Origin of the sequence: Vogesella aquatica, from assembly GCF_028548455.1 — a bacterium.
Lineage (GTDB): Bacteria > Pseudomonadota > Gammaproteobacteria > Burkholderiales > Chromobacteriaceae > Vogesella > Vogesella aquatica.
This window is the reverse complement of the sequence record NZ_JAQQLF010000006.1, coordinates 65,830-83,708: the sequence shown is the minus strand read 5'-3', so window position 1 is coordinate 83,708 and position 17,879 is coordinate 65,830. Positions and strand designations below refer to the sequence as shown.

General features: G+C 64.4%; 14 protein-coding genes. 2 read left to right on the top strand and 12 right to left on the bottom strand.

Annotated elements, in window-relative coordinates:
• Window positions 1-4: 4 nt before the first annotated feature.
• Together PQU95_RS05565 and PQU95_RS05560 are read left to right on the top strand one after the other, a co-directional pair.
• A complete protein-coding gene (locus PQU95_RS05565; protein ID WP_272751076.1) occupies window positions 5-1,912 on the top strand; it encodes a type IV pili methyl-accepting chemotaxis transducer N-terminal domain-containing protein in 1,908 nt (635 codons plus the stop codon).
• Window positions 1,909-2,562 (top strand): response regulator, encoded by a 654-nt coding sequence (locus tag PQU95_RS05560; RefSeq protein ID WP_272751075.1) that lies wholly within the window; start codon window positions 1,909-1,911, stop codon window positions 2,560-2,562. Before PQU95_RS05565 ends, PQU95_RS05560 begins: the two co-directional genes overlap by 4 nt.
• 106 nt (window positions 2,563-2,668) lie before the next feature.
• On the opposite strand, the gene PQU95_RS05555 is transcribed toward PQU95_RS05560, so the two are convergent.
• From PQU95_RS05555 to mobB, 12 genes are all read right to left on the bottom strand, one after another.
• Window positions 2,669-3,922: an NnrS family protein gene (locus tag PQU95_RS05555; protein ID WP_272751074.1), complete on the bottom strand. Its 1,254-nt coding sequence runs from the start codon at window positions 3,920-3,922 to the stop codon at window positions 2,669-2,671.
• Between the two features lie 3 nt (window positions 3,923-3,925).
• Complete coding sequence (locus PQU95_RS05550) at window positions 3,926-4,261, bottom strand: DUF2249 domain-containing protein (protein ID WP_272751073.1); 336 nt, start codon at window positions 4,259-4,261, stop codon at window positions 3,926-3,928.
• Window positions 4,262-4,443: 182 nt separating this feature from the next.
• The gene (locus tag PQU95_RS05545; protein WP_272751072.1) at window positions 4,444-6,426 is read right to left on the bottom strand and encodes a methyl-accepting chemotaxis protein; all 1,983 of its coding nucleotides are present in this window, start codon (window positions 6,424-6,426) and stop codon (window positions 4,444-4,446) included.
• A 150-nt stretch (window positions 6,427-6,576) separates the two neighbouring features.
• Complete coding sequence (narI, locus tag PQU95_RS05540; protein WP_272751070.1) at window positions 6,577-7,263, bottom strand: respiratory nitrate reductase subunit gamma; 687 nt, start codon at window positions 7,261-7,263, stop codon at window positions 6,577-6,579.
• A 48-nt stretch (window positions 7,264-7,311) separates the two neighbouring features.
• On the bottom strand, window positions 7,312-7,968 hold the full coding sequence (gene narJ / locus PQU95_RS05535) for a nitrate reductase molybdenum cofactor assembly chaperone (RefSeq protein ID WP_272751069.1): 657 nt from the start codon (window positions 7,966-7,968) through the stop codon (window positions 7,312-7,314).
• Window positions 7,965-9,521 (bottom strand): nitrate reductase subunit beta, encoded by a 1,557-nt coding sequence (gene narH, locus PQU95_RS05530; protein ID WP_272751068.1) that lies wholly within the window; start codon window positions 9,519-9,521, stop codon window positions 7,965-7,967. Before narH ends, narJ begins: the two co-directional genes overlap by 4 nt.
• A gap of 72 nt (window positions 9,522-9,593) precedes the next feature.
• Window positions 9,594-13,280: a nitrate reductase subunit alpha gene (locus PQU95_RS05525; protein WP_272751067.1), complete on the bottom strand. Its 3,687-nt coding sequence runs from the start codon at window positions 13,278-13,280 to the stop codon at window positions 9,594-9,596.
• A gap of 298 nt (window positions 13,281-13,578) precedes the next feature.
• Window positions 13,579-14,961 (bottom strand): NarK family nitrate/nitrite MFS transporter, encoded by a 1,383-nt coding sequence (locus PQU95_RS05520; RefSeq protein ID WP_272751066.1) that lies wholly within the window; start codon window positions 14,959-14,961, stop codon window positions 13,579-13,581.
• 63 nt (window positions 14,962-15,024) lie between these two features.
• On the bottom strand, window positions 15,025-16,260 hold the full coding sequence (locus PQU95_RS05515) for an MFS transporter (protein ID WP_272751065.1): 1,236 nt from the start codon (window positions 16,258-16,260) through the stop codon (window positions 15,025-15,027).
• 346 nt (window positions 16,261-16,606) lie between these two features.
• On the bottom strand, window positions 16,607-17,065 hold the full coding sequence (locus PQU95_RS05510) for a molybdenum cofactor biosynthesis protein MoaE (RefSeq protein WP_272751064.1): 459 nt from the start codon (window positions 17,063-17,065) through the stop codon (window positions 16,607-16,609).
• Between the two features lies 1 nt (window position 17,066).
• Window positions 17,067-17,321: a MoaD/ThiS family protein gene (locus tag PQU95_RS05505; protein ID WP_272751063.1), complete on the bottom strand. Its 255-nt coding sequence runs from the start codon at window positions 17,319-17,321 to the stop codon at window positions 17,067-17,069.
• Window positions 17,318-17,833 (bottom strand): molybdopterin-guanine dinucleotide biosynthesis protein B, encoded by a 516-nt coding sequence (gene mobB, locus PQU95_RS05500; protein ID WP_272751062.1) that lies wholly within the window; start codon window positions 17,831-17,833, stop codon window positions 17,318-17,320. The genes PQU95_RS05505 and mobB overlap by 4 nt, the downstream gene beginning before the upstream one ends.
• Between the last annotated feature and the right edge of the window lie 46 nt (window positions 17,834-17,879).

Sequence of the window (17,879 nt, the reverse complement as noted above, 5' to 3'; positions counted from 1 at the left end):
CGCCATGCATTTTTCTACCCCCGAGGCCATGCGCAGCCTGTCCGGCAAGCTGCTGGGCCTCACCATCGTCTGGCTGCTGCTGGCCATGACGTCCATCGGCTATACGCTGGTGCTGTCGTGGAAGCTGGAAGGCGGCGCGGCCGCCATCAACGACGCCGGCAGCCTGCGCATGCGCAGCTACCGTGTGGCACTGATGGTGAGCGAAGGCGCCGACGCTGCCACCATCACCCGTGAAGAGCGGCTGTTTGCCGACACCATGGCGCGCTTGCAGCGCGGCGACCCGGCGCGGCCGCTGTTCCTGCCCGACAACGCCGCCGTGCGCCAGCAAGCTGCGCTAATCCTGCAGCAATGGCAGCGCCAGGTACTGCCCATGCTGGAGCAGGCGCGGCGCGGCCAACTGTCCGGCCCCACCATGCCGGTGCTGGATATCAGCGGCTTTGTCGAGAAAATCGACCTGCTGGTGCGGCTGGTGGAAGAAGACAACGCCAACAACACCACGCTGCTGCGGCTGTTCCAGATGGCACTGATGGCGATGGCCATCATCGGCGCCATTACCATGATGTATTTGCTGTTCCTGCTGATCATCCGCCCGCTGAACACGCTGGGAGAAGGCATCGTCAAGCTGCGCGACGGCGAGCTGGCCACGCGCATTCCGGTGGTGGGCAACGACGAGCTGGCCGACATCTCGCACGGTTTCAACCAGATGGCCAGCCGCCTGCAAGAGGCCTACACCACGCTGGAAGACAAGGTACGCGACAAGACACGCTCGCTGGACGAGAAAAACCGCCAGCTCACCGCGCTGTATGGTGTCACCGCCTACCTGCACGAAGCGCACGAGCTGGCCGACATGGCCGAAGGCTTCATCCGCCAGCTGATGCTGCTCAGTGGCGCCGACGCCGGCAGCATCCGGCTGGTGGACAGCAAGCGCGGCCGGCTGGAGCCGGTGGCCCAGGTGGGCCTGCCCGAACCCTTGCAGCAGGCGGACGACTGCCAGCACATCGAAGGCTGCTACTGCGGTGACGCCGTAGAGCAGCCGCAAGCCATCGTGCGCCTGTTCAGCAGCCGCCCCGGCGACGCGGAAAAACACTGCCAGCAGGCCGGCTTTGCCAGCGTGGCCATCTTCCATATCCGCGCCAAACAGCAAAATGTAGGCATCTTCACGCTGTATTTCCGCCATGCCACCCGCCTGCCGCAGCCACAACAGCACCTGATCGAAACGCTGGGCAACCACCTGGGCGTGGCCATCGAGAACCAGCGCCTGGCCGCCCGCGACCGCCAGTTTGCCGTATCGGAAGAGCGCAACCTGATGGCGCAAGGCCTGCACGACAGCATTGCGCAGTCGCTATCGTTCCTGAACCTGCAAGTGCAGATGCTGGAAAGCGCGCTGCCGGCCGACATCAACCCGCAGGCGCGCGAAAACCTGGCCTTTATCCAGGCCGGCGTGCAAGAGTGCTACGAAGACGTGCGCGAGCTGCTGCTGAACTTCCGCACCCGCATCAGCAAGCAGGATTTTCCGGAGGCGGTACATACCCTGCTGCAGCGTTTCGAAACGCAGGCACGGGTACTGACGCAATGCCGCATCAGCGGCAACGGCCTGCCGCTGATACCGGAACAGCAGTTGCAAGTGATCTTCATCCTGCAAGAAGCGCTGTCCAATGTGCGCAAGCACGCCCAGGCGCAACGGGTGGAGCTGAATATCAGCAACGAGGACGATTTCGTGATGACCATCGCCGACGACGGCTGCGGCTTTGACGACGCGCAAGTACAGGCACGCAAGGCCCGCCACGTCGGCCTGTCCATCATGCAGGAACGCGCTGCCCGCATCCGCGCCAGTATCCACATTAGCCCCCGGGCCGGCAGTGGCACCGTTGTCACGCTCACCCTGCCCCGTACCGAAAGACAAGCTGCATGACTACCCCGCTCCGCATCCTGCTGGTTGACGACCACACCCTGTTCCGCAGTGGCCTGAAGGCGCTGCTGCAACGCCAGGCCGACCTGGAAGTGATCGGCGAAGCCGCCGACGGCCTGGAAGGCGTCAAACAGGCCACCCAGCTGCAACCCGATATCGTGCTGCTGGACCTGGACATGCCGGTGATGAACGGCCGCGACGCGCTGGCGCAGATGCTGGTGGGCCAGCCCGGTCTGGCCGTACTGATGCTGACCGTGTCCGAAGACGGCGAAGACCTGGCCGAGTGCATGAAAACCGGCGCCCGTGGCTACCTGCTGAAGAACATCAATGCCGACTTCCTGCTGGACAGCATCCGCCGTGCCGTGGACGGCGACAGCGTGCTGTCGCCGGAAATGACCGCCAAACTGGTGGCCCGGCTACGGGCACCGGTGGCGGCACCGCGTCACAGCGAGCTGGACAGCCTGACCCCGCGCGAGCGCGAAACGCTGAGCCACCTCGCCCGCGGCATCAGCAACAAGGAAATCGCCCGCGCGCTGGACCTGGCCGAAAGCACGGTGAAGGTGCACGTGCAGAACATCCTGCGCAAACTGGGCATCAGCAGCCGGGTACAGGCTGCCGTATACGCGGTAGAACACGGCCTGGACAAACCCTAGCCAGGGTTGGCCGCATCCCCATGTGCAGCCAAGCCGCTGCTAGCCATGCGGCAAAAACGCCACGCAGCGCATGCGTGGCGTTCTGGCTGGTGACACTACGCAAGCCTTAACCGGCCTTGCCATCCAGCCGTGGCTGCAGGTACATCGGCACCACACGCGCGGCCCACGCCAGCAATACCGCCAGCCAGGCCAGTGACGCCAGTGCCAGCCAGCCAGTGTGGCTACCGGCCACAGCCAGGCCGACGCGCCACAGCGCCACTGCGTGCAATGACAGGTACAGCGCCACAAAACCGTTATCGGCTTGCAGCGGCCGGCCGCTGTGCCCCAGGCTGACGCGGGTGACAAAAGCCATCAGCATGGTGCCGGCAAAGCCCAGCCCCAGCGCGTGCACCGGTGCGGCGCCCACTGCCCAGCCCAGCGCAGCCGCCGCTTGCAGCAACAACGCCGGCACCAGCCACACAAAGCTGAAATGCAGCATGGCCAGCAGACGGTTTTGCAAGCTGGCGTAGAGACCCCAGCGGGCACTGGTGTACGCCAGGCTAGCGGCCATCAGCAGTGCCAGCACTGCCTCTGCCTGCTGCCAGCCAGCCAGGTTGGCCGCAGCCAGCAACACGCAGCCGGCCAGCCAGCCGTGCAACAAACGCGCAGGCCGCCACGGCGCATGCGCAGGCAAGGCCGCCTGGGTAAAGAACGGCAGCATGCGGTGCGCCACAGCCAGGAACACCGGCAGCAAAAAACACCAGAACAGCGCCTGGCGCGCCATACCCCACCAGGCGTCGTTGCCGCCGGCCACCCAGCCGCACGCGGCCAACATCGCTACCAGCCCGCCCAGCATGGCCAGCAGAACTGCCACGCTGTGCTGGCGGTCGGCCACCTGGCTGCGGCGGCAAATGCTTGCCCAGCGCCAGCAGCTGCCGCCCCACTGCCCTGCCATCAGCAGCAAACCGGGCAGCGGCCAGGCACCGCCCAGCATGAAACCGGCCAACGCCAGCCAGATGCCGGCCAGCGCCAGCGCTGCCTGCAACAGATTGCCACGCTTGGGCGTACCGTCGGCCACGTTGAGCCAGCGCGGGCCTGCAGTAAACACAAAGCCCTGCATGAACAGCGGAAACACCGCCAGCGGCGTCATCAGCCCGTGCACCGGCACCGCGGCGTAGGCTTGCTGCGGTGCCAGCAGCCAGGCCAGCGCCCACCACAGGCCCTGGCTAAGCGCGGCCAGCACACCGGCCAGAAAAAACGCCCTGTGCGGCATACCGTCCAGCCGTGCCCGCAGGCTAAGCGGCGCTGCCGGCGTGGCGGCTTGCGGGCCAAGGCTGCCACGCCCGCCGGCAGCCGGCTGCACACTCAAGGTTGGCCGCATGGCTTAGCCCCCGCTGCAGCCGCAGCCGCCACCACCGCCGCCACAACTGCCGCCCGATGCTGGCGGTGTGGCCTCATCCTCGTCGGCGCCGGCCGGAAAGACGGAAAAGTCGAATACCACTTCGCCCGGCTGCTGCGATACGGCCACGATCTGTACCTGGTGCTGATAGCGCTGGCTGATTTGCTGCAGCAGTGGCAAGGGCTCGTGGTCATTAATGAAGCGCATCACTTCGCCGCGATGCAGTTGTTCCAGCGCACCGAAAATGGCGGCATGGCGAAAACGCTTGGCCACGCCACGGGCATCAAAGACAAAATGATTGGGCTGCTGCGTGTCTTGCATGATCCGGCTTCCTGTGTCGGTAAAAGTGACCCGATCGTAATGCGCAGCCAGGCCACTTTCCTTGAGACAAAATAAGAAAATCCGCAGCCATCCACCCGGACAGCCAGGCTCATGCGGCATGCCAGCCATAAAGCAAAAGCGCACTGCAGGCAGTGCGCTTTTTGGGGGGCGATGGCTAGCCACTAGCCGGACGTGTGCTTGAAGCGGTCCACATAGCCCACCAGGGTGGTGGCGGTTTGCTTGAGCTGGCTGGCCAGCTGGGCGGCTTCGTCCACGATGGCGGCATTGTCTTCCGCCAATGACGCAATACGGCTGACATTGACTGCCACCTCGTTACTGGCTGCCGACTGCTGCTGCATGGCAGCGGCCGTGTCCTGGCTTTTGCTGGCGCTCAGGTCGGCTTCCTCATGAATACGCCCCAGCTCGTCCAGGCTGGCCTGCACCAGCTGCAGCCCTTCGCTCATCTGGCCATGTGCTTGTTGCATCCGGCTGGATGCCTCATTGGTGCCGGCCGTCATGGTTTCGATCAGGCTGGCAATTTCTACTGTTTCCTTGCCGGTGCGCTCGGCCAGCTTGCGTACCTCGTCGGCCACCACGGCAAAACCGCGGCCGCTCTCGCCGGCGCGGGCCGCCTCGATGGCCGCGTTCAGTGCCAGCAGGTTGGTCTGGTCGGCAATCTCGCGGATGGCGGTAATGATGCGGCGGATATTCTGCGATTTCTCGGCCAAGTCCTGTATCACCTGCCCTGCCCCTTCCACGCTGCTGGCGGTGTGTGTCATCGCCTCGGCGGTAGCCTGCATGCGGTTGCGGCCAACGTTTACCCCCTCCTGCATTTGCTGCACCACTTGCAGGTTGTCGCGCGTATTGTCACTGACAGAAGCAATGCCTACAGTCATTTGCTCGACGGCGGCAGCGATGCCGGAAGAAGACGTGCTTTGTGCCTCGGCCGCATGGGCGGCGCGGGCCGAAACCGCCTGCAGGGCGTCAGAGGCGTTGACCAGCTGGTGGGCGTTGAATTTCACATCTTTCAGCGTGTTGCCAAAAGCCCCCACCAGCCGGTCGAAGGCCTGGCCCATGCCGGCGATCTCGTCACTGCCTTCCAGGCGGGCGCGTGCCGCCAGGTCAAGATTGTGGCTCATGTCCTGCATCAGGCCCGATAGCCGCACAATGGGGCCACGGATACTGCGGTATACCGCGCCACCGCCAAAAACCAGCAGCGTCAGCAGGGCCACGGAGCTGGCTAGCGTCAGCATCAGGCTACGGCTGGCGCTGTCCTGGTGCTGCTGCACCGTCGTGTCCAGTCTGGCCAGCAAATCGTCCTGCGCCTTTTTCAGTTGTGCGATCTGGGCCGACGCTGCGGTAAACCACGCTTCCGGTGCCAGCGTGGCTGCCGTGCCGGGCGGCGTGGCGTGCAGGGTCTGGCGTAGCGTCTTCAGTACCGCCGCCGCGTCCGACTGCAGATAAGGCTGCATGGCATCGCGCACCGGCGCGGGCGACAGCAGCTGCAGCTGGCTGGCGCACATGTCCTGCCGCGCCTGCAAGGCCGTCGCTTGCGCTAGCCCCGCCAAGGGTATCGCCCCGCCGGAGAGCAAACCGTTTACAAAGCCGCGCTCGCGCCCGGCGTATTCCTTCACACACAACAGATTGGACAAGCTGGTGCTGTAGCGAATCACATCGCCAGCGTCGGTCGCCCGGCCCAGGCCCGCCAGCAGGGCAAGCTGGGCATCGATTTGCTGGCTGTAGGCCGCAAAAGCCTCTGCCGCTGCCACCCCCCGGCTATCTACCGCCGTGCGCTTGGCCAACAGGCCTTGCACATCGCTCACCACCCGCTGGCTACTGGCGGCCAGCTCGCCCCCGGGCAGCGTGCCGACCACGCCGGCCAGGCTGGCCAGCGACTGGTCGGTTTTCTGCCTGGCATCTTTCAATTTGTCCGGCAAGGGGCCCTGGCCACTGAGGTAACCATTACTCAAGCCGCGCTCGGCCTGCAAACCGTCAATCAGGTTGGCACTCTGGGTGGCCACTGCCACCAGGTCTTGTGCGCTGCGCATTTCAGTAACTGTCTCGTAGCGCTGCAAAGACAGGGTTACCGCCAGTACACAGGCAGCACCACCAAACGGCAACACAAGCAATAGCAGCTTGTGGCCGATACCGAGTCTGGAAAGCATGAAAGGCTCCTGGACAGTGAGGACTCACCAAGACTACACACTGATGTCAACATCAATTGATAGTCCACCCGATGACTTATAGGTATTTTATATTGAAAAAGCAAAAAGCAGGCCGGATTACACCAGCCTGCTTTGACATAACACCCTAGCCTAGCGGCGCGGGCGTACCAGCTGCCAGCTGCGGCCCAGGTAGCCTACGGCACCAAAGCCGCTCCACACGTGCACCAGGCGGGTGAACGGGAAGATCACGAACAGGCTCATGCCCATGAACAGGTGGGCCTTGAACAGCGGCGAGGCGTCGGCGATGAAGCTGGCCGCATCACCGCGGAAGGTCACCACGTGCTGCGCCCAGCTCATCAGCAGCACCATTTCGTGACCATCCATATGCCGGGCGGACACGGCAATGGTGGACAGGCCCAAGACCAGCGTGGCCAGAATCCACAGCAGTACCAGCTTGTCGCGCCAGGTGGTGTTAGCCGCCAGGCGCTCGTTGCCGAGGCGACGGCCCAGCAGGATCAGCACGCCGATCAGGCACAGGCTGCCCATGATGCCGCCAGCGGTCATGGCAAAGGCTTGCTTGAAGCTGTGGGTCACACCCAGTGCGTCCCATACCGCCACCGGGGTCAGCAGGCCCACGGCGTGGCCGAAAAACAGGCCGATGATGCCGACGTGGAACAGGATGTTGCCCAGGCGCAGGCTGCCGCGGTGCAGCAGCTGACTGGATTCGCTCTTCCAGCTGTATTGCTCGCGTTCGAAGCGCACCAGGCTACCCAGCAGGAAGATCGCCAGCGCGATGTAGGGGTAGATCCCGAAGACGAATTGATGCAGATAGTCCATTGTTTTCTCCTTGCTGCGGCCAACCTTGGCGGCTGGCCGCCTGCGGGGTTAACGGGTAGCAGCGTGGCCCTTGGGGTAGAAGTTGACCGTGGCCACCGCCGGCAAGGCCGGCTTCAGCAGCGGCTCCACACCGTCCACGCCGGGGCCGAAGGTTTCCAGTGCCTCGTCCATGTCGCGGATTGGCGGCACCGTCAGCGGCTCGGGTGCTACCGGCGACAGCCACACCAGCGCGTCCAGCACGCCGGCGTAGGCCGAGCCGCTGTCGGCCAGCTTCTTGGCCACGTGCGCCAGCACGTGCACGGCGTCGCCCAGCAGGCGGGCGGCTTCGTCGGCGTCGCACAGCGACAGGAACTCCAGGAATAGCGGCACGTAGTCCGGCAGCTCGTCGGCCACCGGCTCGAAGCCGTGCTGCCGGTACTCGTCGATCAGGTCCACCATGGCCTGGCCACGGGCGCGGTCTTCACCGTGAATGTGCTCGAACAGGTGCAGCGAGTGGCCGGGGTTGCGGTCGAACAGCTGCACGTAGCCCTGCTGCAGCTCGATCAGGTCCCCTTCGGCCAGCTGCGCCAGCAAGGGCTGCACGCCGCGCAGCACGTCCGGCTCGCAGGCCAGCGTACTGGCCAGCTCCGGGATGGCGGCCTGCAGCTCGGCCTCGGGGTACACCAGCAAGGCGCCCAGGGCGCGGTATACGATGCTTGGTGTCATGACTTGCTCCCGGTATTGGCTTTACGGTCGCGGCGCATGTCGTGGAACACGATGGGCGTGGCCTTTTTCTTGCCGAACAGGCTGGGTTCGGACGTACCGCCCGAGCAGCCGTTGCCAAAGGTGAAGCCGCAGCTGGCCTTGTCGTCGAAGGTGTTTTCCACCATTTCCTTGTGGCTGGACGGGATGACGAAGCGGTCTTCGTAGTTGGCAATCGCCATCACCTGGTACATCTCTTCCACTTGCGCCGGCTTCAGGTGGGTGCCCTTCAGCGTGGCCGGGTCGGCCTGCTTGCGGATGCTCTTGGCGCGCATGTAGCGCCGCATGGCCACCATGGTTTCCAGCGCCTTCACCACCGGCTCTTCCTTGCCTGCCGTCAGCAGGTTGGCCAGGTAACGGATGGGAATACGCAGGTCCTTCACGTCGGGAATGATGCCGTTTTCGCCGATCAGGCCGTTTTCCATGGCGCTCTGGATCGGTGACAGCGGCGGGATGTACCACACCATCGGCAGCGTGCGGTATTCCGGGTGCAGCGGGAACGCCACTTTCCACTCCATCGCCATCTTGTACACCGGCGATTTTTGCGCGGCGGTGAGCCAAGCTTCCGGGATGCCCTGTTTGCGGGCTTCTTCCTGCACGGTGCTGGAATGCGGGTCCAGGAACACACCCAGTTGCGCCTCGTACAGGCTCTTCGGGTCTTCCACGCTGGCGGCAGCTTCGATCTTGTCGGCGTCGTACAGCAGCACCCCCAGGTAGCGGATGCGGCCAACGCAGGTTTCCGAGCACACGGTAGGCTGGCCGGCCTCGATGCGCGGGTAGCAGAAGATGCACTTTTCGGCCTTGCCGGTGGTCCAGTTGTAGTAGATCTTCTTGTACGGGCAGCCGGACACGCACATGCGCCAGCCGCGGCACTTGTCCTGGTCGATCAGCACGATGCCGTCGTCTTCACGCTTGTAGATGGAGCCGGACGGGCAGCTGGCTACGCAGGCCGGGTTCAGGCAGTGCTCGCACAGGCGCGGCAAGTACATCATGAAAGTGTTCTCGAACGCCGAGTACATTTCCTTCTGGATGCCCTCGAACAAGGCGTCCTTGCTGCGCTTGCTGAATTCGCCGCCCAGGTCGTCTTCCCAGTTCGGGCCCCATTCGATCTTGTCCATCTTCTTGCCGGTGAGCACCGACACCGGGCGCGCGGTGGGCGGCGTGATCATTTCCGGCGCGTTCTGCAGGTGCTCGTAGTCGTAGGTGAACGGCTCGTAGTACTCGTCGATGGCCGGCAGGTTGGGGTTGGCAAAGATATTGGCCAGAATCTTCAGCCGGCCGCCCTGGCGCGGCTCCAGCTTGCCATTGGCCTTGCGCACCCAACCGCCCTGCCACTTGTCCTGGTTTTCCCAGTCCTTGGGGTAGCCGACGCCGGGCTTGGTTTCCACGTTGTTGAACCAGGCATATTCGATACCGTCGCGGCTGGTCCACACGTTCTTGCAGGTTACCGAACAGGTATGGCAACCGATGCACTTGTCGAGGTTGAGCACCATACCGATTTGGGCACGGATTTTCATGTGAAAAACTCCTTGTGTTGCCACACAGGCCGGCTGCCGCTGGCCCGTGTGGCGTATCCAGTCTGAGACGGCTTACTCGGCCAGCGGGCGATCCATCCAGTCCACGTTCTTCATCTTGCGCACCACCACGAACTCGTCACGGTTGGCGCCCACGGTGCCGTAGTAGTTGAAGCCCCAGGCCAGCTGTGCGTAGCCGCCGATCATGTGCGTGGGCTTGGTCACGGTACGCGTCACCGAGTTGTGGATGCCGCCACGCTTGCCGCTGGTTTCGGCGCCGGGCACGTTCACGATTTTTTCCTGGGCGTGGTACATCAGGCTCATGCCCTCGGGCACGCGCTGCGATACCACGGCGCGGGCGGTGAGCGTGCCGTTGACGTTGAATACCTCGATCCAGTCGTTGTCCACGATGCCGGCCTTTTTGGCGTCGATCTCGGAGATCCACACGTGCGGGCCGCCACGGCTGAGGGTGAGCATGCGCAGGTTGTCGGAGTAGGTACTGTGGATGCCCCACTTCTGGTGCGGCGTAATCCAGTTCAGCACGATCTCGCTATTGCCATTGGGCTTCTTGCCCAGGATGGCGGCCGTGGTTTTCAGGTCCACGTGCGGGCGGTACACGCACAGGCCTTCGCCAAAGGCGCGCATCCACTGGTGATCCTGGTAGAACTGCTGGCGGCCGGTGAGCGTGCGCCACGGGATCAGCTCGTGCACGTTGGTGTAGCCGGCGTTGTAGCTCACTTCTTCGCTTTCCAGACCGGACCAGGTCGGCGAGCTGATGATCTTGCGCGGCTGCGCCTGCACGTCGCGGAAGCGGATGCTGTCGTGTTCGCGCGGCAAGGCCAGGTGGGTGTGGTCACGGCCGGTCACCTTGGACAGCGCGTCCCAGGCTTTTACCGCCACGTGGCCGTTGGTTTCCGGGGCCAGGGTCAGAATCATCTCGGCCGCGTCGATGGCGCTGTCCAGACGCGGCTGGCCATCGGCTACGCCGCCTTGCACCGTCTTGTTCAGGCCGCGCAGCACGTCCACTTCGTGCGCGGTTTTCCAGGCGATGCCCTTGCCGCCGTTGCCCACTTTTTCCAGCAAGGGGCCGATGGCGGTGAACTTGTCGTAGATCTTGCGATAGTCGCGTTCCACCACCGTCATCTTGGGCATGGTTTTGCCCGGTACCGGCTCGCACTCGCCCTTTTTCCAGTCGCGCGGGTCGAACGGCTGGCCCAGCTCTTCCGGGGTGTCGTGCATCAGCGGGGTGAGCACCAGGTCCTTGCGGGTACCCAGGTAGTCGCCGCCCACTTCCGACAGCGCCTTGGCAAAACCCTTGTAGATTTCCCAGTCGCTGCGCGCCTGCCACAAGGGCTGTACCGCTTCCGACAGTGGGTGGATGAACGGGTGCATGTCGGAGGTGTTGAGGTCGTCCTTCTCGTACCAGGTGGCGGTCGGCAGCACGATGTCACCGTACAGGCAGGTGGTGGACATGCGGAAGTCCAGCACCACCAGCAGGTCCAGCTTGCCCTCGGCCGCCGGGCGCACGGTGATCTCGCTGGGCTTGATGCAGCCTTCTTCGCCGTTCATCACCGCGTTCTGGGTGCCCAGCAGGTATTTCAGGAAGTACTCGTGGCCCTTGCCGGAGCTGCCCAGAATATTGGAACGCCACACGAACATATTGCGCGGGAAGTTCTTCGGGTTGTCCGGGTCGTTACAGCTCATGTCCAGTTGGCCGGATTTCAGCTGCGACACGGCGTAGGCCACCGGGTCTTGCCCGGCGGCTTCGGCGTCGCGCACCACGTCCAGCGGGTTGGTGGTGAGCTGCGGCGCCGACGGCAGCCAGCCCATGCGCTCGGCCTTGGCGTTGTAATCGATCAGCGCCATATTGCCCATCTTGCCGTCGGCGGTCGGGGCCAGAATCTCGCCCACCCCCAGTTTTTCGTGACGCCACTGGCTGGTATGCGCGTAGAAGAAGCTGGTGCCGTTCATCTGGCGCGACGGGCGCACCCAGTCGGCGGCAAAGGCCAGCGGTGCCCAGCCGGTTTGCGGGCGCAACTTTTCCTGGCCCACGTAGTGGCACCAGCCGCCGCCGCTCTGGCCGATACAGCCGCACATCATCAGCATGTTGATAATGCCGCGGTAGGTCATGTCCATGTGGTACCAGTGGTTCAGCGCGGCGCCGACAATCACCATCGAGCGGCCATGCGTCTCGTCGGCGTTGCGGGCAAATTCGCGCGCCACCTGGATCACCATCTCCGGCTTCACGCCGGTGTGCTTTTGCTGCCAGGCCGGGGTGTACGGCACGTCGTCCATATAGTCGCGCGCCACGTTGCCGCCGCCCAGGCCACGGTCGATACCGTAGTTGGCCGCCATCAGGTCGAAGACGGTGGCCACCAGCGCGTCGCTGCCGTCGGCCAGACGGATGCGTTTCACCGGCACGTTGCGCTCCAGCAGCTCGTCGTGCTCGCTGCCGAAGTACGGGAAGCCCACGCCCACCACGGCGTCGCGCTGGTCGATCAGCGACAGGCGTGCCTTGATGTCGCGGCTGTTACCGGCGCCGTCTTTTTCTTCCAGGTTCCACTTGCCGCTCTGGCCCCAGCGGAAGCCCACCGAGCCGTTGGGCGCCACCAGCTCGCCGCTGAGCTCGTCCAGCACCAGGGTTTTCCATTCCGGGTTGTTGTCCTGGCCCAGCTTGTCTACCAGATTGGACGCGCGCAGGAAGTAGTCCGGCACGTAGCGGCCATCCTGTGCTTTCAGCGTCACCAGCATCGGCATGTCGGTGTACTGGCGGATGTAGCCGGTAAAGTACTCGGACGGCTGGTCGAGGTGGAATTCCTTGAAGATGACGTGGCCCATGGCCATGGCCAGGGCGGCGTCGGTGCCCTGCTTCGGCGCCAGCCAGATATCGCCGAATTTGGCCATTTCGCCAAAGTCGGACGACACCGCCACCGTTTTGGTGCCCTTGTAGCGCACTTCGGTATAGAAGTGGGCGTCCGGGGTGCGCGTCATCGGGATGTTGGAACCCCACACCATCAGGTAGTTACTGTTGTACCAGTCGGCCGATTCGGCCACGTCGGTCTGTTCGCCCCAGATCTGCGGGCTGGCCGGCGGCAAGTCGCAGTACCAGTCGTAGAACGACAGCGGCACGCCGCCGATCAGGCTGAGGTAACGGCTGCCGGCGGCGTAGCTCACCATCGACATGGCCGGAATCGGCGAGAAGCCTACCACCCGGTCCGGGCCGTAGTGCTTGATGGTGAAGGCGTTGGCCGCAGCGATGATTTCGTTCACTTCCTGCCAGCTGGCACGCACAAAGCCACCCTGGCCGCGCTTGCTCTTGTACTGCTTGGCGGTTTCCGGGTTCTGGCTGATGTGCTGCCACGCCTCGATGGCGCCCATGCTCTGGCGCGCCTCGCGCCACAGTTTCATCAGGCGGCCGCGTACCATCGGGTACTTCACGCGCTGCGCCGAGTACACGTACCAGCTGTAGGACGCGCCACGCGGACAGCCGCGCGGCTCGTGGTTGGGCAGGTCCGGCCGCGTGCGCGGGTAGTCGGTCTGCTGGGTTTCCCAGGTAATCAGCCCGTTTTTTACGTATACCTTCCAGCTGCAGGAGCCGGTGCAGTTCACGCCGTGGGTGGAACGCACGATCTTGTCGTGCTGCCAGCGCTGGCGGTAACCGTCTTCCCACTTGCGGTCTTCTTGCACCACCGCACCGTGGCCATCGGAAAAGGTGGATTTCACCTTGCCCAGGAAATTGAGTCTGTCGAGAAAGTGGCTCATCTTGCCTCCGTGTGTTTGCCGCCGCTGCGGCCTGCTTAGGTTGGCCGCAAGCGGTATGCGGATACCCCGATTCACGCTGCCAAGCTTAGGCGCCGGCCAGCGCGCCTCCCATTCCCCACTGGTGGCAAACCGGCGCGACAGAGGGAGGAGCCACCCCTACTCCCAAAGGCGTAGTGGCGCACCGCGCCGCCACCGCGCCCTCCGCCGTGCGGCGTAGTGGCGCCAGATGAAAAAAGGCGCCCAAGCGGGCGCCAAAGACGAAGCAGTGCGTCGCACCGCTTGGAGAAAACGATTCAGCTCAGCACGGAATCTCCGCGCCTTTGCGGGCGTAGAACCACCAGTTCACCAGCACGCAGGTCACGTAGAAGGCGATGAAGGCGTACAGCGCAGCCTCCACGCCACCGGTCAGCGCAATCGACGTACCGTAGCTTTTGGGGATGAAGAAGCCGCCGTAGGCACCAATGGCACCGGAGAAACCCAGTACCGCGGCAGCCTCTTTGGTGGCGTCGGCCATGGCCTGTTTCTGTGCTACGTCGCTGCGGCCTGCCATGCGTTTGTGCAGCGTCAGGAAGATGGCCGGCACCTGCATGAAGGTGGAGCCGTTACCGACACCAGTCAGCGCGAACAGGCACAGGAACATGGCAAAGAAGCCCTGGAAGTTGCCGCCCTGGCCGCCATGCGGCAGGAAGCGGATCACGGCAAACACCGCCGCAATCATCAGTACGAACACCGCCTGCGTGACGCGGGCGCCGCCGATCTTGTCGGCCAGCCAGCCGCCGATCGGGCGTGCCAGCGCGCCCACCAGCGGGCCGAAGAACACGTATCTGGTGGGGTCGATATCGGGGAACTGGCCTTTGACCAGCAGCGGAAAACCGGCCGAGAAACCGATGAAGGAGCCGAAGGTGCCGATGTACAGCCAGCACATCAGCCAGTTGTGCTTGCGCTTGAAGATCACCGCCTGGTCGGCAAACGAGGCTTTGGCCGAGGCAAGGTCATTCATGCCGAACCAGGCCGCCAGCGTGGACAGCACGATGAACGGCACCCACACGAAGCCGGCGTTCTGCAGCCACATCTGCTTGCTGGCCGCGCCTTTAACCCAGGTTTGCGGCTCGCCGCCAAAGCTGCCGAACAGGCCCATGGTGACCACGATGGGCACCACGAACTGCACCACCGAGACGCCCAGGTTACCCAGGCCGGCGTTCAGACCCAGCGCGGTGCCTTTTTCGGCTTTGGGGAAAAAGAAGCTGATGTTGGACATCGACGAGCTGAAGTTGCCGCCGCCAAAACCGCACAGCAGCGCCAGAATCAGCATGGTGACGTAGCTGGTGGAGGTGTCCTGCACCGCAAAGCCGATGCCGATGGCGGGGATCAGCAGGCTGGCGGTAGAGATGGCGGTCCACTTGCGGCCACCGAAAATCGGCACCATGAAGCTGTAGAAAATGCGCAGCGTGGCGCCAGACAGCGCCGGCAGCGCGGCCAGCCAGAACAGCTGGTTTTGCGTGTAGTTGAAGCCGATATTGGGCATGTTCAGCACCGCCACGCTCCACACCTGCCAGATGATGAAGGCCAGTGTCAGCGCCGGAATCGACAGCCACAGGTTGCGGCGCGCCACCGCCTTGCCTTGTTGTTGCCAGAAGGCCGGGTTTTCCGGCTCCCAGCGGGTGAGTACATGTTCAGACATTTTACGCTCCCTTGTCGGGGCAGCCCCTGCCGCCCCGGTATATTGACCGAGAAAACAGGTGCCCTAGCGCTTGGCTGCGGCCAACGCTACCGGCTTGAACGAGAAGTGCATCCACACCAGGCTGACGCAGACAGTGCCGTACAGCAGCATGAAGGAGCTGGACCGCACGCCGGTCAGGTCCACCAGCAGGCCGAACAGGATGGGCAGCAGGAAGCCGCCCAGGCCGCCGGCCAGGCCCACTACGCCGGACACGGCGCCAATATTGTCGGGAAATTCGTCGGCAATGAACTTGAATACCGACGCCTTGCCGATAGCCATGGCCACCCCCACGCCAAACAGCATCAGCGTGAAAGCCGTGGCGTTGAGGCCGATATCAAAGCTCTGCGGGCCGTTGACGGTCTGGATGATGAAGTGGGTTTGCGGGTAGGACAGGATGAAGAACGCCACCCAGCACGCCCACATCACGCCCCAGGTGACCTTGTAGGCGCCGTAGCGGTCGGACAGCCAGCCGCCCAATGCGCGCAGCACGCCGCCCGGCAGCGAGAAACAGGCAGCCAGAAACGCCGCGTGCTTGATGTCAAAGCCGTACTCGGCCACGTAGTACTTGGTCATCCACAGCGCCAGCGCCACGTAGCCGCCGAACACCACCGAGTAGTACTGGCAGTAACGCAGCACGGCCGGGTTTTTCATCAGCGCCAGTTGCTGGCCCAGGCTGACCTTGCTGGACACCAGGTGCAGCGGGTCGTGGTGCGAAAACAGCCAGAACAGGATGGCGGTGACCAGCATGATGGCCGCGTACACAGTAGGCACCATCTGCCAGCCGGCCGCCGCGATGATGCCGGGCGCCACCAGCTTGGTCAGCGACGAACCGGCATTGCCGGCGCCGAACACGCCCATCGCCATGCCCTGCTGCTCCTTGCGGAACCAGCGCGCCACGTACGGCGTACCCACCGAGAACGACCCGCCCGCCAGGCCGACAAACAGCCCGATGGCGAGGAAGTGCCAGTACCGGGTAGCAAACTGCATGGCGTAGATGGGCACCACGCAGGCCAGCATCAGTACGAACAGCACGATGCGGCCGCCGAAACGGTCGGTCCAGATGCCCAGCGGCACACGGATCAGCGAGCCGGACAATACCGGCGTGGCGGCCAGGATGCCAAACTGGGTTTCACTCAGGCCCAGCTGCTGCTTGATCGGGATGCCCAGCACGGCAAACATCATCCAGATCATGAAACAGACGGTGAAGGCCACGGTGCTACTGGCCAGCACCGCGTATTGCTTGTAAGCGCGGGAAGACATGGTGCGTTACCTGTACGGAAGAGTCAGGGGCATGCTATGCCCCGTCAACGTGTACGGGTATTGGCCGGAGGAAGCAGCCCGCCCCTGCCGATGGCCTAGCCGGCAGCGCGGCCAACGTCGCCCGGCCTACGCCGGAAGGATTAGGCGCGATGATGCAATGGTGGCAGCGTCAGCAAGGGGCATGCAGATGACAGGGCAGGAAAAGCGAGGTGAAACCGGGAGGGCTTGTGCCGCCATTCAGGCCGCAGGGTTGGCCGCAAGCGCTGACGCGCCGGGTGCCACGGGATAATCAAAGGTGTGACAAGGGCCTGCCACCACACCGATGGTGTGGCACGCAGGCTGTGGCTCAGGCCCAGCGCGCGGCAGCGTCGCCGTCGCTGGCCTTGGCGTCCACCCAGCGCTGGCTGCCGTCGGCAAAATGTTCGCGCTTCCAGAACGGCGCTTCGGTTTTCAGGTAATCCATCAGGAATGCGGCGGCCTCGAACGCCGCCGCGCGGTGGCCGGACGCCACCAGCACCAGCACGATACCCTCGCCCGGCGCCAGGCTGCCCACGCGGTGAATGACCCGTACCGCCGTCAGCGGCCAACGTGCGGCGGCGTCCCCGGCGATGCGGCGGATTTCGGCTTCGGTCACGCCCGGGTAGTGCTCCAGGAACAGCGCCGTCAGCGGGATGGCGGCGTCGTGGCCGCGCACCATGCCCTGGAACGCCACCAGCGCGCCGGCGTCGCCGGCGTGCACACGCAGCGCCGCTTCTTCGGCGCCCAGGTCAAACGGCGCGGTCTGGATGGTGATGTCGCAATGCATGTCAGCCCCCCGTTACCGGCGGCAGAATGCCGACTTCGGCCCCCGGCGGGATGTCGGCGTCGCCACGCACGATCTGCTGGTTCACCACCAGGCGGAACACCTGGCCCTCGGCCAGCGCGCCGGCCCACGCCTCGCCACGGCCGCGCAGCTGCGCCAGCAGCTGGCCGGTAGTACCACCGGCCCAGTCCAGGGTTTCGTCGGCATGGCCGACGGCGTCTTTCAGACGGCCAAAATACAGGATGCGGATGCTGCTCATGCTTGTTGCTCCCGCCAGCGCAGCACGAAGGCGGCGATGGCATCGATATCGTTGAGGTTCAGTTGCGGCACCGCCAGCACAGGCAGGGCCGCGTCGCTGGCGACCGCCAGAATGTCTGGGTCGTCCGGCTGCAGCAAGGGCTTGCCCAGTGCCGGGCGGTGTACTTCCAGCTTGGGCACCGGCAGCCACTTCTGCCCTTCCAGGATCACCAGGTCTGCCGGCTGCAGCCGCGCCAGCTGGGCGGACAGGTCCAGCGGGGCGGGCAGGTCTTCGTAGACCGCCATGCCACGCTCACCCAGCAGCATCACCTGCGCCGCACCGGCAGCGCGGTGGCGGTAGCTATCCTTGCCCGGGGTATCGAACGCGACAGCGTGGTGGCTGTGTTTCACCACCGACACGCGCAAACCGGCTGCGGCCAACCTGGGCAGCAGCTGTTCCAGCAGCGTGGTCTTGCCACTGCCGGACCAGCCGGCCAGGCCCAGCACCGGGCTGTGCAAACGGGGAGTAGACATGGAATGACGCAGGCAATGTGACAAAACCGCCACGATAGCAGCCCGG

Bases quoted from the DNA above. Each gene is read 5' to 3' on its own strand.
- PQU95_RS05560 (WP_272751075.1), top strand. From the start codon at position 1,909: ATGACTACCCCGCTCCGCATCCTGCTGGTTGACGACCACACCCTGTTC.
- narJ (WP_272751069.1), bottom strand. From the start codon at position 7,968: ATGACACCAAGCATCGTATACCGCGCCCTGGGCGCCTTGCTGGTGTAC.
- mobB (WP_272751062.1), bottom strand. From the start codon at position 17,833: ATGTCTACTCCCCGTTTGCACAGCCCGGTGCTGGGCCTGGCCGGCTGG.
- PQU95_RS05565 (WP_272751076.1), top strand. From the start codon at position 5: ATGCATTTTTCTACCCCCGAGGCCATGCGCAGCCTGTCCGGCAAGCTG.
- PQU95_RS05515 (WP_272751065.1), bottom strand. From the start codon at position 16,260: ATGTCTTCCCGCGCTTACAAGCAATACGCGGTGCTGGCCAGTAGCACC.
- PQU95_RS05555 (WP_272751074.1), bottom strand. From the start codon at position 3,922: ATGCGGCCAACCTTGAGTGTGCAGCCGGCTGCCGGCGGGCGTGGCAGC.
- narI (WP_272751070.1), bottom strand. From the start codon at position 7,263: ATGGACTATCTGCATCAATTCGTCTTCGGGATCTACCCCTACATCGCG.
- PQU95_RS05545 (WP_272751072.1), bottom strand. From the start codon at position 6,426: ATGCTTTCCAGACTCGGTATCGGCCACAAGCTGCTATTGCTTGTGTTG.
- PQU95_RS05520 (WP_272751066.1), bottom strand. From the start codon at position 14,961: ATGTCTGAACATGTACTCACCCGCTGGGAGCCGGAAAACCCGGCCTTC.
- PQU95_RS05525 (WP_272751067.1), bottom strand. From the start codon at position 13,280: ATGAGCCACTTTCTCGACAGACTCAATTTCCTGGGCAAGGTGAAATCC.
- PQU95_RS05505 (WP_272751063.1), bottom strand. From the start codon at position 17,321: ATGAGCAGCATCCGCATCCTGTATTTTGGCCGTCTGAAAGACGCCGTC.
- PQU95_RS05510 (WP_272751064.1), bottom strand. From the start codon at position 17,065: ATGCATTGCGACATCACCATCCAGACCGCGCCGTTTGACCTGGGCGCC.
- PQU95_RS05550 (WP_272751073.1), bottom strand. From the start codon at position 4,261: ATGCAAGACACGCAGCAGCCCAATCATTTTGTCTTTGATGCCCGTGGC.
- narH (WP_272751068.1), bottom strand. From the start codon at position 9,521: ATGAAAATCCGTGCCCAAATCGGTATGGTGCTCAACCTCGACAAGTGC.